The 16,316-nt window shown below is 41.6% G+C and carries 12 protein-coding genes and 1 pseudogene; all 13 read right to left on the bottom strand.

What is annotated here, in order from left to right; genetic code table 11:
- Window positions 1-26: 26 nt before the first annotated feature.
- A complete protein-coding gene (locus tag QR40_RS22485) occupies window positions 27-665 on the bottom strand; it encodes a K(+)-transporting ATPase subunit C (RefSeq protein ID WP_334291695.1) in 639 nt (212 codons plus the stop codon).
- A 177-nt stretch (window positions 666-842) separates the two neighbouring features.
- Window positions 843-2,897 (bottom strand): potassium-transporting ATPase subunit KdpB, encoded by a 2,055-nt coding sequence (kdpB, locus tag QR40_RS22480; RefSeq protein WP_027293325.1) that lies wholly within the window; start codon window positions 2,895-2,897, stop codon window positions 843-845.
- 23 nt (window positions 2,898-2,920) lie between these two features.
- Window positions 2,921-4,636 carry a potassium-transporting ATPase subunit KdpA gene (kdpA, locus tag QR40_RS22475; RefSeq protein ID WP_044296813.1) on the bottom strand — a complete coding sequence of 572 codons (1,716 nt, stop codon included), beginning with the start codon at window positions 4,634-4,636 and terminating at the stop codon, window positions 2,921-2,923.
- 34 nt (window positions 4,637-4,670) lie between these two features.
- Window positions 4,671-4,775 (bottom strand): K(+)-transporting ATPase subunit F, encoded by a 105-nt coding sequence (kdpF, locus tag QR40_RS31065; RefSeq protein WP_081820193.1) that lies wholly within the window; start codon window positions 4,773-4,775, stop codon window positions 4,671-4,673.
- 344 nt (window positions 4,776-5,119) lie between these two features.
- Window positions 5,120-5,824 (bottom strand): ABC transporter permease, encoded by a 705-nt coding sequence (locus QR40_RS22470; RefSeq protein ID WP_044296812.1) that lies wholly within the window; start codon window positions 5,822-5,824, stop codon window positions 5,120-5,122.
- Window positions 5,817-6,833 (bottom strand): ABC transporter ATP-binding protein, encoded by a 1,017-nt coding sequence (locus QR40_RS22465; protein ID WP_330373872.1) that lies wholly within the window; start codon window positions 6,831-6,833, stop codon window positions 5,817-5,819. Before QR40_RS22465 ends, QR40_RS22470 begins: the two co-directional genes overlap by 8 nt.
- Window positions 6,834-6,905: 72 nt before the next feature.
- The gene (locus QR40_RS22460) at window positions 6,906-7,838 is read right to left on the bottom strand and encodes a sensor histidine kinase (RefSeq protein ID WP_052431003.1); all 933 of its coding nucleotides are present in this window, start codon (window positions 7,836-7,838) and stop codon (window positions 6,906-6,908) included.
- A complete protein-coding gene (locus tag QR40_RS22455) occupies window positions 7,835-8,545 on the bottom strand; it encodes a response regulator transcription factor (RefSeq protein WP_044296811.1) in 711 nt (236 codons plus the stop codon). The genes QR40_RS22460 and QR40_RS22455 overlap by 4 nt, the downstream gene beginning before the upstream one ends.
- A gap of 97 nt (window positions 8,546-8,642) precedes the next feature.
- A pseudogene (locus QR40_RS22450) lies at window positions 8,643-10,685 on the bottom strand (thioredoxin domain-containing protein).
- Between the two features lie 227 nt (window positions 10,686-10,912).
- Entirely contained in the window at window positions 10,913-11,509 is a 597-nt protein-coding gene (locus tag QR40_RS22445; RefSeq protein ID WP_027293318.1) for a cytidylate kinase-like family protein, read from the bottom strand.
- Between the two features lie 91 nt (window positions 11,510-11,600).
- Window positions 11,601-13,454 carry an ABC transporter ATP-binding protein gene (locus QR40_RS22440; RefSeq protein ID WP_081999016.1) on the bottom strand — a complete coding sequence of 618 codons (1,854 nt, stop codon included), beginning with the start codon at window positions 13,452-13,454 and terminating at the stop codon, window positions 11,601-11,603.
- Window positions 13,451-15,604, bottom strand: a complete 2,154-nt coding sequence (locus QR40_RS22435; protein ID WP_044296809.1) for an ABC transporter ATP-binding protein — start codon at window positions 15,602-15,604, stop codon at window positions 13,451-13,453. The genes QR40_RS22440 and QR40_RS22435 overlap by 4 nt, the downstream gene beginning before the upstream one ends.
- Entirely contained in the window at window positions 15,588-16,070 is a 483-nt protein-coding gene (locus QR40_RS22430) for a MarR family winged helix-turn-helix transcriptional regulator (protein ID WP_027293315.1), read from the bottom strand. The genes QR40_RS22435 and QR40_RS22430 overlap by 17 nt, the downstream gene beginning before the upstream one ends.
- Between the last annotated feature and the right edge of the window lie 246 nt (window positions 16,071-16,316).

Here is a 16,316-nt window from a genome sequence, read left to right as displayed (position 1 = left end):
GGCATTCCGGTCACCCTTGTATTTCTTTATATCAAACCAATTGCCTTTGCTATTTCAATATTTGTTGTTAATACATTCACCCGATTTTCTCCAAATACACCAAGCACCTTATTTTCCGTATTGTTATCCACAATTTTCTGTACTTCTTCTACCGACAGCCCGGTTGCTTCTGCTACTGCAGCGACCTGGACTTTTGCTGCCTGGGGACTGATATGAGGATCTAATCCGGAACCGGATGCAGTTAACAGGTCCGCAGGAATATCTTCTTTTTTCACACCGGGGTGGGATTTCATGAACTCCTGAAGGTCCGCCTCCACCCTTGCCTGTAAATCAGGATTGGTAGCTCCATAGTTAAATGATCCTGATGATACACCGCCATATGCAGTATTTCCTTCTTCATCTGCGATCAGGTCTTCCTCTGTGTAGGTATTATAATTTACAGAAGAGATTCTTCCCTGAAAAAATCTGGGATCCGTAAACTGCTGTCCGATCAGCTCCGATCCTACCGCTTTGCCGTCCACTTCAATCAGACTTCCATTTGCCTGTTTATGAAATACAAGCTGGCCTGCACCATTGACCGCAAGTGGATAAGCAACTGCACACAAAAGCAGAAGGGCAACTGTCAAAATAAAAGATTGTTTTAACATTTTTATAAAAGATTTCATTTTTTTACCCATTGCATACTGCAGGCTTGCCTGCAATACTGCCACAATATAACTTGAACGAATTATATCGTGGCTTCCTTTCTATATTATAATTTTCTTTCAACTTATAACCAATGCTCTTCACAGGTTTCCCTGTATTACTGACACTCATAATTTTGCCTTAATCACTTTGTACTTTTATAATCCCAACAGAGAAAGTGCCGGGGATATTAATAAGTCAATCAGCTTAATTCCCACAAAAGGTACTAACACTCCGCCCAGACCATAGATAGACATGTTCTTTAACAGCATTTTCTCTGATCTCATTGGTTTGTATTTCACACCCCGCATAGCAATCGGAATAAGGCAAGGTATGATGATTGCGTTAAAGATCAGAGCTGATAAAATCGCACTGAAAGGAGTTGCCAGTTTCATAATATTCAGCAGTTCCATCTGTGGAATCACCAGGGTAAACATGGCGGGAATAATTGCAAAATATTTAGCGATATCATTTGCAATACTGAATGTGGTAAGGGAACCTCTCGTAATCAGAAGCTGCTTTCCAATCTCAACCACTTCCAGAATCTTAGTGGGATCGGAATCCAGATCCACCATATTGGCTGCTTCTTTTGCTGCTGATGTACCACTGTTCATTGCGATTCCCACATTTGCCTGTGCCAGTGCGGGAGCATCGTTGGTACCATCTCCAGTCATTGCAACAATCTTTCCCTGTGCCTGCTCTTTTTTGATTTCCTCAATTTTATCTTCCGGCTTGCATTCTGCAATAAACTCATCCACTCCGGCCTCTTTTGCGATGGTGGCTGCTGTAAGGGGATTGTCACCGGTACACATAACCGTTTTGATTCCAATTTCACGCAAACGTTCAAACCGCTCTACCAATCCTGGTTTTACAGTATCTTTCAGGTAAATTACGCCGTATATTACATTTTTTGCACACACCACGAGTGGTGTTCCGCCAAGTCCTGATACCTTTGACACAATACCTTCCAGATCATCCGGGACATTTCCGCCGGCTTCTCTTACATACTGGATCATTGCATCGTAAGCACCTTTTCTTACCCTTGTTCCGTCTGCTAAATTCACGCCGCTCATTTTTGTCTGAGCCGTAAATTCTATAAATTCCATCTGATCTGCCATATTTGCTTTGATCTTACAATCCAGTGTTCTGCCAAGTTCTACAATAGATTTGCCTTCCGGTGTTGCATCACTGAGCGAACACATCACGCTGTAATCTACCAGATCTTCTTTTTCTATTCCCTTAACCGGGAAAAATTCTGCCGCAAGGCGGTTACCAAAGGTAATGGTTCCCGTCTTATCCAATATCATCGTATCTACATCACCGCATGCCTCAACTGCTTTACCGGACATGGCAATCACATTAAATCTGGTTACACGATCCATACCTGCAATACCAATCGCCGACAGTAAGCCGCCAATGGTTGTTGGGATCAGGCATACCATAAGTGCGATCATGGTTGAAATGGGTATGGCTGCTCCTGAATATTTTGCGAATGGATATAAGCACACAATTACGATCATAAAAATAATGGTCAGTCCTACTAAAAGGGTGTTCAGTGCAATCTCATTGGGTGTCTTCTGTCTGGAAGCACCTTCTACCAATGCTATCATTTTATCCAGGAATGATTCTCCTGGGGAAGAAGTTATCCGTATTTTCAGCCAGTCGCTGACTACCGTTGTTCCTCCCGTTACAGATGAAAAGTCACCGCCGGACTCCCTGGTAACAGGTGCCGATTCTCCGGTTATTGCGGATTCATCCACGGATGCAACCCCTTCTATTACTTCACCGTCATTTGGGATCAGCTCTCCGTTTCTCACCAGGACGATGTCACCTTTTTTTAATTCAGAAGCATTTACTTCCCGTTCGCTTCCTCCAGCCAGTAATAATCTGGCTTTTGTATCCTGCTTTGTTTTTTTCAGCGTCTCGGCCTGTGCCTTACCCCGCCCCTCTGCAACAGATTCTGCAAAGTTGGCAAATAAAATGGTAATAAATAAAATCAGTGTAACTATCCCGTTATACGCCCTTAACTCCGCCTGATCCCCAAAAACAGTAGGCCAGATTGTCAGCAGCAGTGTGATGCAGAAACCAACCTCCACTACAAACATAACCGGGTTTTTCATCATATATCTGGGATCCAGTTTTTTAAAGGCTCCTGCAACGGAACTTTTTAAAATGTCCTTTGTGATGAACTTTTTTTTATTTTCCTTTGACATTTTTCTTATCCTCTCATTCTTCTCTAAAACCATAATGTCAGATGTTCCGCAATGGGCCCCAGTGCTAATGCAGGGAAAAACGTCAATGCGGCAAAGATATATACAACAAATACCAATATAACCGTAAAAATTACATTGTCGGTACGCAGCGTACCAATTGTTTCATTAACACGTTTCTTGGCAAACAGGGAACCGGCTATAGCCAGCTGTGCAATAATTGCCAGATATCGGCCAAAGAACATAGCTAACCCCGCAGTCACATTCCAGAATACCGTATTATCTGCAAGTCCTTCAAAACCGGAACCATTGTTCGCGGCGGACGAGGAATATTCATAGAGTACCTGGCTCAGCCCATGGAATCCCGGATTGGTAATTCCTGCAAGGCCTGCCGTAGTGGAAACCGCCAATGCGGAAAATCCCAGAATCAGCAACGGATGTACAATCAGTACCAGAGCCACCAGCTTCATTTCTTTACCTTCGATCTTCTTCCCCAGATATTCCGGTGTTCTTCCGATCATCAGCCCACACAGGAAAACCGCCAGTATTGCGTACATAATCATGTTCATAAGTCCAACGCCCTTACCGCCAAACACACAGTTAAGCATCATATGTAACAGCGGTACCATTCCACCCAGAGGGGTCAGCGTATCGTGCATGTTGTTAACCGTACCGGTTGTAAAGGAAGTCGTTACCGTAGTAAACAGAGCTGACTGCGCTATTCCAAAACGAACTTCTTTTCCTTCCATGCTTCCCATATCCTGGCTCAGTCCTGCCTGCTCCAGAGCCGGGTTGCCTGCCTGTTCAGAGAAGAAGCAAAGGGTGAGTCCTATCATAAAGATCACTGACATTGCGCCAAAGATCACTCTTCCCTGTCTTCCAATCATCGGAAGTCTTTCTTTTTTCTCTTTCTTGCCTTTTCTGTCATGCATCATCTTGCCAAAGGTCACCACACAGGCACCCGGAAGAATCATCATGGAGATCAGTTCTGCAATATCAGAAATAATTGTGGGGTTCTCAAACGGCGTGGAGGAATTGGCTCCAAAGAAACCGCCTCCGTTGGTACCCAGATGCTTGATGGATTCCAGTGCTGCCACCGGCCCCATTGCAATATCCTGCAGCTTTCCTTCGATAGTCTGCACTGTCTGGTTTGCCTGGAGCGTCTGGGGTGTTCCCTGGCTGATCAAAAGCAATGCTACTAAAAATGCAAAAGGAATTAAAATTCTGGTCGTAATACGTACCATATCTTCATAGAAATTCCCAAGGTCTTTTCCTTTTCCAGCCAATCCTCTGCAGAATGCCATACACGCTGCATACCCCGAAGCCGCTGATGTAAACATCATAAATATAATAACCAGCATCTGGCTTAAATAAGACAATCCGGATTCCCCGGAATAATGCTGTAAGTTTGTATTCGTCATAAAACTGATGATCGTGTTAAAGCTGAGGCTTGCTTCCATACCGCCGATCCCGTTTGGATTCCCCATCAGGAGCCCCTGCAGCCTTAATATCAAATAACCGACAAATATCATAACTGCATTTGCCATAATCAGATTTAACGCATACTGTTTCCAGTTCATACCCTGCCGTTCAATCCGGCATATTTTAAAAATACAGTTATCCACCCTGTTAAATACAGGATCTGCAAATGTTTTCTGCTTCGTGGCGATGTGATACATATAGTTTCCCATTGGAATAACCAGTATCAAAAAGATCGCCAGAGTCAATAATATCTGTAACATTGTTACCCTCCTAAAATCAACTTTTTGATTTTTCTTATAATTTTTCCGGATTTACTAACGCATAAACCAGATATACCGCTAATGCCGCTATGATGATACCTAAGAATAACATAGCATACCTCCATCTTTTTCTATACATTGTCCTGGATTATTTTTTCCCCGTTTTCACCTGGGACTCACACCAGTCGGTAAACAGCTTCACAAGTACAAAACAGAGCACCAGTACGCCAACCATGATAATGTCCATCATCTTTTTCTCCTCCTTCTTTTCTCTGAGCTGTTAAACTGATAACATCCTAACATGTATGGGTTAAAAGTGGTGTTAAACTGTATCCGTGTTCGCATTAAAATGGCATTAAAATTAACGTAAAAACAGACAATCATCAAAAAAAGATGATTGTCTGCAGTCTGTTGGCAGCAGTTCTCAATTCGGCTGCCCCGTTATTCTTTTCTACTACGCAGGATCTTCTGCCGCTAACGGTATTATAAATCTAAATTTTCAATATTCCGATAAGACAGGTATGCAATTACGATTCCAGCCATACATAATAATATTGGAAAAATTGGAATGTTGAATAAATTTGCATTGCTGCCATTACTTCCGCCAGTAATGTTTACATTAGCATTAATCAGCATATTAATCACTACTGCCGCCACGATAGTTGACGAAGAAGATTTTTTTTTCATTCCAAAATACAAGGAAATCAGGCTTAATCCTGCAGTCATAAATGCCCCAAATAAAATATCCGGAATTCTTCCCAGTACCGTGGAAAATTCAATTTTGTCTGGCGTAAGGGGAATAAAAATATTAATCAGAAATAGCGATGTCCCAAACAGCAAATCAGTCAGTACAATCACTATAAATGTGCAGGAAAATACGATCAGCAGTTTACTTGCTATAATTTTTTTCCTGGAGACCGGATAAGTAAACAACGTATTTATAGTTTTTTTACCAAATTCACCAATAATTAGTTTAGCAATCAGAACACCCGCAAAAATCCCGAAACACACCCGTAAAATCAAAGAGCCCAGCATAAGTAAGTCCTTTGCACTTTCGATACTTGCCTCATCCTCCAGTATGCTGCCCAATAATGTAATACCGATACAGCTTAATAATATAATTACACAGGCAAGCAGATTCTTGCTCAGATTTTCTTTTTCAAGTTCCAGTTTCATCAGCTTAATCATTTTCATTTCCTCCCATAATTGTATGAATAAAATAATCTTCCAGCGTATCATTCTTATAAACCATATTCAGAATTCCGACACCAGCCATTACAAGCTCCTTGCTAATCTCCGCCTGTCTGTTATTATCATAAATACGGAGCCTGTTTTCAGAGACAATTTTGAAATTCAAATGATCGAATGCATTGTCCAGAACGGTAGCCGCCCTATGGATATCATTTACTTCTATTTCCAGGTATTGTAAAGAATCATGGTGGATCTCGGACATGGATACCTCTTTGGTAAGAACGCCCTTGTCAATCACTCCAATGGTATCCGCCAACTGTTCAATCTCCGCAATAATGTGGCTGGATATTAAAATAGTGGTTCCGTAGGATGCCTTTAATTTTATTAAAAGCTGACGGATCTGTTTAATTCCAATCGGATCCAGACCGTTAATCGGCTCATCCAGAATTAATAACTTTGGATTTGTTATCATAGCCCTTGCAATCCCCAGACGCTGTTTCATACCTAATGAGAATTCTCCTACCAGTTTATTGTCAACCCCTTTTAAATCCACAAGATCCAAAACTTCCCGGATTCTTTTCTTGTTATAAAATCCCATATAATTGCAGTGCAGCTTCAAGTTCTTCCACGCAGTCAGTTTCTCGTAAAATATCGGATATTCAATAATGCTACCGATATTTCTCAGATACTCGTATGAATCTTTTTGGATAACTTCTCCACATACCCGGATGTTGCCCATATCCGGTTTCGCCAGGTTTAAAATCATTTTCATGATTGTAGTTTTACCTGCACCATTGGGCCCCAAAAATCCATAAATTTCTCCCTGTTTCACACGCATAGTAACATTTTTCACTACTTCTATGCCTTTATATGTTTTTGTTACATCTTCTAATACTATAATATCCGACATACTGATATCTCCCTCTTTCTGGTTTTGTTCTTTCTGGTTTTGTTCTTTTTGGTTTTGCTCTTTCTGAATATTATTATAACGGAATAAATTTACCATTGATTACAAATTCCTTACATAATTCTTTTAAAAGAATTACTTTTGAAAAAGGGCAGGATGCTGATGCCGGATTCATTTCTTTGGCAGGGATACGGTAAACACTGTTGTTACAAATGGTCTGCTCTTTACTCTGATACTTCCTCCCATTGCCTCCACCAGGCGTTTGGTAATCGTTAGCCCCAGACCGCTGCCCTGGTATTTTTTATTCCTGGAGTCTTCCAGGGTAACCAGCCGTTCAAATATTTTATCCTGGCTGTCTTCGATAATCCCTTTTCCACGGTCTTCTACCTGGATCATTACATAATCTTCTTTCCATGTAATCCCCAGTCTCAGATATCTGCCGTCCGCTCCATATTTAATGGCATTTTGTAACAGATTAGCTAATATTCGTTTCACCGCCTGCTTGTCTGCCTCAACCGGTACTTCTTCTTCCGGAATATCAATTTCCACTTCGAAACCGCCCTCCTGAAGCATATCATAATAGTTCAGTATCTCATTTCTGGCAATTTCGCACAGATCCAGTTCCTGCATCTCCAATGCCAGTTCACCGGATTCTATTTTTACCAGGTCGAAAAAAATATTGATCATTTCTAAAACATCCGTGGTCTTCCTGTATATCTTCTCTACTTTTTGCTGGATGGAATCCAGAGAGATCCCCTCCTGGTTTCGTATCATTTCGGAATATCCCAGAATGACCGTCAATGGTGTCTTCAAATCATGAGAAATATTCGCCAGCATTTTACGGTTGCTGTCTTCCTGATTTTTCCGCTCCATTTCCAGTGAGTTCTGGCGCTCCAGAAGGTCATTTATCTGAACCAGCAGCTTTTGTATTTCCTTTTCATCAGAAAGGGCGAGCAGGGTATCCGAAGAACCTTTTTCTAAAAATCCGGAGATTTCACCCGTGATTTTATTTAACTGCCTGGACTGGTTTATGTATTTTGATAATACAATTATCAATCCGACAGCCAGTATGACACAAACAAAGCACAAAATTATATTACTCATTTTCCGCCCTCCACCGGTGTCCCCAGTTTATAACCAATTCCCCAAACCGTTTTTATGTACTGGGGATCGGATGGCTGATCCTCGATTTTTTCCCGCAGTCTCCTTATCGTCACATTGATGACATTGTCATCATGCAAAAACTCCTCATCCCATACCTCCTGGTAAATGGAAACCTTGGTATATACTTTCTCCGGATGATTCGCAAATAATTTTAAGATCTCAAATTCCTTTGCGGTCAGACTAACGGGAACACCTCTCTTTTTCACCACCAGATCCTCTGTTTCAATCGTCAGATCTCCAATCGTAATCCTGGAATCATGATGCTCCGCTTTCGCATGGTATATCGTGGCGCGGCGTAAAAATGCTTTTACCCTGGCCTGTAACTCCATAACGGAAAAAGGTTTTGTAATATAATCATCTGCTCCATATTCCAGTCCCAATACCTTTTCAAATTCACCGTCCTTCGCAGATAAGATTAAAATCGGTACCGTATTTTGTTCCCTGACTTTTTTAAGCACTGTCATTCCATTCACTTTTGGTAGCATCAGATCTAAGATAATTAAATCAAAGTCATTTTGCCTTATAAGTTCCAATGCTTCCTGTCCATCCCCGGCTGTATAGATCGTATATTCCGGCTGGGTAAGCGCTTCCTCTATCATTTCCCGGATATCGGGTTCATCCTCTACAATTAAAATTGAAAACTTCATTCTTATCCTCCCTCGAATAGCATTCTGTGCTGTTGTACAGGTTTTATAAATCATTCTTGCAATATTATAACAGATACGTCAAGTAAATGTCCCCCATTTATAAAATATTCTGTATCTCTTTCAAACTGTCCACAGGTGCCTGGCATCTGTTCCGGGTACACAGATAAAATTGTGTCTTTCCGGGTATGATCCCGTAAGCTTCCGTAAATGGAGCTATTTTTTTTAGTCTTTCGGCATTTTCTTTTGTCTTTACCACAATTGCAAGATTGCTGTCCCTCTCTCCAAGTTGCCGAAGCTCTTCTATCTCTTCTCCGGAGGGCTCCAGGCAGATTAGTTCCCTGGATGGATACAGAACCTGCATCAGAGCCAGCAAAGTAAAACTATAAGCGGAAGGGTATTCTGCAATATTACCCGCCAGAAAGCAGATCTGTTTATGAAATAACTCCTGCCACTTTTCTTCCCCTGTTATCTGGGCCAATTTATATAACACAAATGCAGCAACCGAATTCCCTGACGGAACTGCCCCGTCATATACTTCTTTTGAACGTACAATCAGCTTCTGTGCATCTTTGGCATAAATGTAGAATCCGCCATTTTCAAAATCAAAAAACTGATCTACCATATCTCCTGCAAAAGACAATGCCTTTTCCAGAAGTTCAACACGAAAGGTGGCACCGTAAAGCATCAGCAGTGCATAAGAGTAAAAAGCATAGTCATCTATTTTTCCTTCTCCAGCGGAATCCTCCTCCCGGTAACGTACCAGAAGCTTTCCTCCTTTCACCAGTTTCTGGGTGATAAACTGTTCTGCTTTCAATGCTGTCCGCAGATAAGATTCCGCTCCGGTTACGGCATATGCTTTTGCAAATGCAGCTATCATCAGCCCATTCCAGGAAAGCAGGATCTTGTCGTCCTTGTGAAGGCTGGCACGCTTCCTGCGAATTGGATAAAGTGTTTTATTTATTTTGGCAATTCGGCTGTTTTTTTCTTCAAAACGGGGATTATTAATCAGGTTCGGTATAGATTTTCCTTCAAAATTACCATGGTAAGTAATATCATACCAGCGGCAGAAATACTCTCCGTCATAGTCTCCCAGATATTCTTTTATTTCATCGGGGTCAAATACATAGTACTTACCTTCCACCCCATCACTATCCGCATCCTGTCCGCAGTAAAAGCCTCCCTTTTTATCCGTAAGCTCTGATTCTACATATTGGAGTGTCCGTTCCGCTACAAACAAGTACAGGTCTTTGCCCGTTATGGTATAGGCTTCCAGATAGGCGATCACCAGGAGGGCATTGTCATAGAGCATCTTTTCAAAATGGGGCACAAGCCATTTTTCGTCTGTGGAATACCTGGAAAACCCGCCGCCCACATGATCAAACATTCCGCCCCGATACATCTGGCATAAGGTCTTTTCTACCATTTTAAGGGCTTCTTCCTTATTCTCTTTTTTTGCATATTCCATCAGAAATAACAGATTATGAGGTGTAGGAAACTTTGGTGCACTGCCGAACCCTCCATATTTTTGTTCAAACCTTTCCAAAAACTGGGTAAATCCTTCCTTTACCAATTTCACATCCGGTTCTCCCCTGAGGCTTTCCTTGTTTTGCTCTTTTAGGAAATTTAAGATTTCATCCCCTGTCTGCAGAAGACGCTTTTTTTCATTTTTCCACCTGTCCGCAATCATGTCCAGCAATTCATCCAGTCCCGTCATTCCATATCTGGCTTTCGGGGGCAGATATGTTCCTGCAAAAAACGGCTTGCACTCCGGAGTCATGATAATGGTAAGCGGCCAGCCTCCCTGACCGGTCATTGCCTGGCAGACAGACATATAAACGCTGTCCACATCCGGTCTTTCCTCCCTGTCTACCTTCACTGCTATATAATTCCGGTTTAAAATCTCCGCAATTTTTTCATTTTCAAAAGACTCATGTGCCATCACATGGCACCAATGACAACAAGATTTCTATAACCAACGTTAGGAATACCCAATAGATAAGAAAATAGGCTTATCTTCTGCTTTTGCTTTTGTAAATGCTTGTTCACACCAAGGCCACCAGTCAACTGGATTATAAGCGTGTTGAAGTAGATAAGGACTTTTTACATGTATTAATCTATTGGGTTTCTTGCTAGTTGTCATAGGGCATCACCTCCTTATATAAAATATAACCTTATTATACCCAAACAAAAAGTGACTATGTAAGCCACATAGCCACTAATTTTTATTTGATCTTAATCGTCAAACTATTTGAATATACTGATAGTCTATAAACTGAAGCCCATTCCGGATCCCTGCACTCACAGCTAAACTGTTTGTAATAATAAGAGAATAATAAACTGCGATCTAACTTAACCACATAATCGCTGTTAACCTCTGTAAATCTTTTCTATTATATCCACACATTTCTCATATCCCAAGGTGGAGGTATTCAAACACAGATCATAATTTGCCATATCCCCCCACTCTTTTTCAGTGAAAGAATTATAATAACTTTTTCTCTGCATATCCTTTTGCTTGATAAATCGTTCTATGTTTTTCTTCTCAATCTTATCTACATTGCCTGCTCTGTTAATGCGATCAGCCATAGCGGATGCATAGATAAAAATATTCAGTGTTTTGCATTTATCTTTCAGGGCATAATCGGAACATCTTCCGATAAAAATACACGGACCGTCATCTGCCAATCGCCTGATGGTATCACATTCTGCCTGGAAAATCTTATATGGCTGGTTTACCTTATCATATTGTCCATTGGTCATGATCGCTATATTATACAAAAGGCTTCCATTTCTCTTCTCATCATGTTCACGCATGATCCCGGGATTAATGCCATACTTTTCTGCGGCGATCATCAACAGCTCATTGTCATAGAAAGGGATGTCAAGACGCTTTGCCAGCATCTTCCCTACCTCCCTTCCTCCGCTTCCATACTGTCTGTCAATCGTGATGCATTTTCTACTCATCTTACTATTTCCTCCTTTAAACACGCCTCAGAACGTGTTTTATAATACATTTCCTGAACCTGCACACCTTAATTTGCGGTATGCATCTGCTCTAAGCAGTCATTTCCTCAAACTGGGAATTGTACAGGCTTGCATAGAATCCATCTTTTGCAAGCAGGTCTTCATGGTTACCCTGTTCTATAATATCGCCGTCCTTCATTACCAGTATCAGGTCGGCATCTTTAATTGTAGATAAACGATGAGCGATAACAAAGCTGGTACGCCCCTTCATCAGATTGTTCATTGCTCTTTGTATTCTGGATTCTGTTCTGGTGTCTACGGAACTTGTGGCTTCGTCCAGAATCATTATCCTGTTGTCAGCCAATATTGCTCTTGCAATTGTGATCAGCTGTTTCTGCCCCTGAGATACATTGCTGGCATCCTCATTGAGCTCCATCTGGTAACTCCCGGGAAGCGTCTGGATAAAGTGGTGGGCATGAGCCGCTTTCGCTGCCGCTATTACCTCTTCATCTGTAGCCTCTAGCCGTCCGTATCGGATATTCTCCATAATGGTTCCCTTGAACAGCCAGGTGTCCTGCAGTACCATGCCAAAATATTCCCTCAGTTCGCTTCTGTTGAAATCTTTGATATCATGCCCGTCAACCTTAATACTTCCGCTGTTCACGTCATAGAAACGCATAAGAAGCTTCACCATTGTAGTCTTGCCCGCTCCGGTAGGGCCTACTATAGCAACCGTCTGTCCCGGCTCTACCTCACAGTTAAAATCATTGATAATAATTTTATCTGCATTATATCCAAAATGAACATGCTCAAATGTGACTTTTCCTTCTATATTATCTAACTGAACCGGATTTTTTGCAACCAGTTCTTCTTCTTCCTCACCCAGAAATTCAAAAACACGCTCTGCTGCTGCCGCAGTTGACTGAAGCATATTAGATACCTGTGCTACCTGGGCAATGGGCTGGGTAAAGTTCTTAACATACTGAATGAAGGATTGAATATCACCTACTTCAATGGCACCTTTTACAGCCAGAATACTTCCGCTGAGCGCAACTGCTACATATCCCAGATTACCGATAAAGCCCATAATCGGCTGCATCATACCGGATAAAAACTGTGATTTCCAGGCTGACTGGAATAAAACTGCATTAGTTTCATCAAATTCCTTTTCTACTGTCTTCTCCCTGTTAAAAGCCTGAACGATGCTGTGTCCGCTGTAAACCTCTTCTACCTGTCCGTTGATCTCTCCCAGATATTTCTGCTGTGCCACGAAATATTTCTGAGAACACTTCACAACAATACCGATCAGGATTGCAGAGATTGGAAGTATTACAATGGCAATCAGAGTCATAAGCGGGCTGATGCTCATCATCATGATAAAAATACCGATCAGCTGGGTAATGGATGTAATCAGCTGGGTAATGCTCTGATTCAGGCTCTGTCCCAGCGTATCCACATCATTTGTGATGCGGGATAAAACCTCACCCACAGTTTTGGACTCAAAATACTTCATCGGCATCCTGTTAATTTTCTTGGAAATCTCTTCACGGAAACGGTAGCACAGCTTTTGTGAAATACCGCTCATAATCCATCCCTGTACAAAGGACAGGCAGGAACTGAATAAATATAAGCCCAACATTAAAATCAGTATACGTCCAATTTTTGTAAAATCAATTCCTCCCGAACCGGATATCTTCGCTACCAGGCCATTGAATAATTCCGTTGTTGCTTTACCAAGAATCTTAGGTCCCAGAATTCCAAAAATTGTTCCTCCCACTGCGAATATAAATACGCCGATCAACGCAATTTTATAACTTCCCATATATCCTGCAAGTTTGCGGATTGTTCCTTTAAAATCTTTTGCCTTTTCCCCCGGAACCATTCTGGAGCCAGGTCCATGGCGCCCTGTTTTCATTTTTGGCGGCTGGTTGTTTCCTTCACTCATGATGCTGCGCCTCCTTTCAATTCTGCTTCCGATAACTGGGATCTGGCGATTTCCAGATAAGTTTCACAACTTTCCAGTAATTGTTCATGGTTACCGATTCCTGCTATTTTGCCTTCATCTAAGACGATAATCTGATCTGCATGAAGAATCGTACTGATACGCTGTGCAACAATGATGACAGTAGCATCTGCAATCTTTTCATTCAATGCCCTACGCAGAACCACATCTGTCTTGTAGTCCAAAGCAGAAAAACTGTCATCAAAGAGGAATACTTTTGGCTTTTTCGCAATTGCCCTTGCAATAGAAAGACGCTGTTTCTGTCCTCCTGAGACGTTGCTTCCTCCTTCTGATATGCTGCTGTGGTATTTATCCGGTTTTGTATCGATAAACTCTGTGGCTTGTGCTATCCCGGCTGCTTCTTCCATATATTTATCGGGAATATCTTCCCCGCCAAACTTAATATTTGATTCAATATCTCCTGAAAAAAGTACTCCTTTTTGGGGAACAAACCCTAATATATCCCTCAGTTTATTTCTGGATAAGTCCCGGATATCCACACCATCCAAAGTAATTCTGCCTCCGGTTACATCATAAAATCTTGGAATCAGATGGATCAAAGTGGATTTCCCACAGCCCGTACTTCCGATAATTGCAGTGGTCTGTCCCGGTCTGGCAGTAAAATTCAAATGTTCCAGGGCATCTTCATCAGCGCCCGGATAGCGGAAGGACACATCTTCAAATGCAACGATTCCCTTCCAATGTGATATGGTATTATCCAATGTATCTTTTTTATCCTTAATCACAACATCTGTCTCAATTACTTCATCGATACGGTTTGCGGAAACGCCTGCTCTTGGAAGCATGATTGAAATCATGGTTAGCATCAGGAAGCTCATTACAATCTGCATGGTATACGTAATAAATGCCATCATATCCCCAACCTGAAGGTTGCCGGCATCAATTCCCTTGCCGCCGAACCATACGATCATAACTGTAATACAGTTCATAATCAGCATCATTGCCGGCATCATAAAAGTCATAACACGGTTTGTAAATAACTGAGTAGACTTTAAATCCAGATTCGCATCAGCAAACCGTTTCTCTTCATATTTTTCTCTGCTGAATGCACGGATAACAGGAATTCCGGTTAAGATTTCTCTGGAAACCAGATTCATTTTATCCACCAGAATCTGCATTTTCTTAAATTTAGGCATTGCAACTGAAATCAATATTCCCACTAACAGGATAATTGCCCCTACAGCCACACCAATAATCCATCCCATGCCCGTTTGTGTATACCCGACTTTCATTATACCGCCTATGCCCAGAATCGGTGCATATAGAACCATACGCAAAAGGATTACGGACACCATCTGAATCTGTTGAACATCATTGGTGCTGCGTGTTATCAGAGATGCTGTAGAATACTGATCCATCTCCGTATTGGAGAATGACAGTACTTTCTTAAATACCCGGCCTCTCAGCGTCATTCCAATCTTTGCGGCGGTGTAAGACGCCAGCATTCCCACGAAGACCGCAGCAATCATGGATACAATAGCCAGTGCAAGCATCATTAGCCCCTTATTTATCAGATAATCGGTCTGGTAATTCCCAAGATCAATCCCCATTGCCTTATACTCTTCCTTATCAAACAGTAATGCTTTCTGTTCTATAATGGAATCACTGTAGTCCCCAAACTTCTCAAGCGCCTGATCTTTCATTTGAAGAATCTGATCTTTTGTCATCATTCCGGATGCAAGTGCCTGTTTTATCTGGTCAATATCCACTTTCCCGGACTCTTTTGCAGAAGAAAGCATCAGCATAGGTGTTCCCAGCATTTCATCCAGTTTTTCGATTTCTTTTTTACCTTTTTTATTCAGATGCAGGTAACCATCATCCTGCTTATCATAAGCAGCTTTCACCGTTTCCTCTTCTTTCTCTGTCAAAAACAGACACAGACTTTCCATCGTTTCCTGACGCATCTGATCCGGAGCAACGTTGGCAATACCTCCCTGCTGAATCCCTACGTCTACAATGTCCGAGGTATAAGATGGCAATGCCAGATCGCAGTATGCCTGCACAATCAAAAGCAGTACAATGCACAGGATCAGCATTTTACACTCACTTAAATATTTAAAGAGTTTCTTCATCCTTATCTCCTTTCCCGCTGTCTTCCAATTCTTCTTCCATAACAGAAGTCATTTTATTGATCAGGCTGATCAGCATTTCTACATTTTCATCTCCCATGCGTTTCATGACCCGTTCGGAAAAGTCATCCATGGCTTTTGCTGCCATATCCCGCCTTTCCATTCCTTTTTCCGTAAGATATACATAGGTATTTCTGCGGTCATTTCGGTCTACTTCTCTTCGTATCAGATCTTTTTCTTCCATATTACGCAGGGTCCTTGATGCTGCCGGAGGTGAAACCCGCAGACTCTTGGCCAGGTCAGACACGATGATTCCCCTGCCCTCTCCGGCTCTCTCCTGACATTTGCGAATCATTTCCAGTGCAAAGAATTCCCCTTGTGATACATTGGAGAACACATGGCTCATATTCAGCTTTCGCATACGATGTGCTGCCCGGATAAACTCTTCTTTTAAATTTTTTTCACTCATATCCACACTCCTTTCTCTATCCACTTCCCTATTACTTACCGTGATTATTATTTATCCACGATATTAGTTAACTTGGTTAATCATTTACTTTGATAAGTATATGCTCACCTAAATAAATTGTCAATCCTTTAATTATAAAAAATTTATTAAATTCATTATCAAAAAGAATTGCCTTTTGCAGTTTAAAAGCTTATGATGTGTGTATACTACAAATAAAGCGGGGAACAAGTGAGATGAAAAGGTAAC

Source organism: Robinsoniella peoriensis (assembly GCF_000797495.1).
Lineage (GTDB): Bacteria > Bacillota > Clostridia > Lachnospirales > Lachnospiraceae > Robinsoniella > Robinsoniella peoriensis.
This window is presented reverse-complemented; position numbering and strand designations above follow the sequence as displayed.

Excerpts from the sequence above, each read along its gene's own strand:
- QR40_RS22485 (WP_334291695.1), bottom strand. The coding sequence starts at position 665 with ATGAAATCTTTTATAAAAATGTTAAAACAATCTTTTATTTTGACAGTT.
- kdpB (WP_027293325.1), bottom strand. The coding sequence starts at position 2,897 with ATGTCAAAGGAAAATAAAAAAAAGTTCATCACAAAGGACATTTTAAAA.
- kdpA (WP_044296813.1), bottom strand. The coding sequence starts at position 4,636 with ATGTTACAGATATTATTGACTCTGGCGATCTTTTTGATACTGGTTATT.
- kdpF (WP_081820193.1), bottom strand. The coding sequence starts at position 4,775 with ATGTATAGAAAAAGATGGAGGTATGCTATGTTATTCTTAGGTATCATC.
- QR40_RS22470 (WP_044296812.1), bottom strand. The coding sequence starts at position 5,824 with ATGATTAAGCTGATGAAACTGGAACTTGAAAAAGAAAATCTGAGCAAG.
- QR40_RS22465 (WP_330373872.1), bottom strand. The coding sequence starts at position 6,833 with ATGGTAAATTTATTCCGTTATAATAATATTCAGAAAGAGCAAAACCAA.
- QR40_RS22460 (WP_052431003.1), bottom strand. The coding sequence starts at position 7,838 with ATGAGTAATATAATTTTGTGCTTTGTTTGTGTCATACTGGCTGTCGGA.
- QR40_RS22455 (WP_044296811.1), bottom strand. The coding sequence starts at position 8,545 with ATGAAGTTTTCAATTTTAATTGTAGAGGATGAACCCGATATCCGGGAA.
- QR40_RS22445 (WP_027293318.1), bottom strand. The coding sequence starts at position 11,509 with ATGAGTAGAAAATGCATCACGATTGACAGACAGTATGGAAGCGGAGGA.
- QR40_RS22440 (WP_081999016.1), bottom strand. The coding sequence starts at position 13,454 with ATGAGTGAAGGAAACAACCAGCCGCCAAAAATGAAAACAGGGCGCCAT.
- QR40_RS22435 (WP_044296809.1), bottom strand. The coding sequence starts at position 15,604 with ATGAAGAAACTCTTTAAATATTTAAGTGAGTGTAAAATGCTGATCCTG.
- QR40_RS22430 (WP_027293315.1), bottom strand. The coding sequence starts at position 16,070 with ATGAGTGAAAAAAATTTAAAAGAAGAGTTTATCCGGGCAGCACATCGT.